The following is a 345-nucleotide window of genomic DNA, read 5'->3' on the forward strand; positions in this document are numbered from 1 at the left end:
GCGCAGGCGCGAGCGGCAGGTTGCAACTTGCCGCGCATGCAGCTGCTTTACCAGGCACTGTCGTTCATCGACCACGCTGGCCGGCACCCCTGAAGCCTGCACAGCCCGCGCCGGCAGCACGCCGGACGGCAAAGCGTGCGTGCGGCGCGCTGCTAAGCTGAAGCTTGCTCTGCCGCAGCGGCAGTCGAGGAGGTCGAATGATCCGCTCCATGCTGTACGCCACCGACCTCGGTGTCTACGCCCCTTTTGTCATGCAGCACGCCCTGGCCCTGGCGCGGACGTTCAATGCAGAGCTGTATGTGATCCACGCGGTAGAACCCATGGGGCAGTTTGCCGAATCGCTCC

The 345-nt window shown here is 65.5% G+C and carries 1 protein-coding gene; it reads left to right on the top strand.

The genetic code is table 11. The features are described from left to right. Positions 1-197: 197 nt before the first annotated feature. The coding region (locus SB765_RS28495) for a universal stress protein (protein ID WP_410932340.1) at positions 198-345 on the top strand (148 nt) is incomplete at its 3' end.

This window comes from Pseudomonas sp. SIMBA_067, from assembly GCF_046534675.1.
Taxonomy (GTDB): domain Bacteria; phylum Pseudomonadota; class Gammaproteobacteria; order Pseudomonadales; family Pseudomonadaceae; genus Aquipseudomonas; species Aquipseudomonas putida.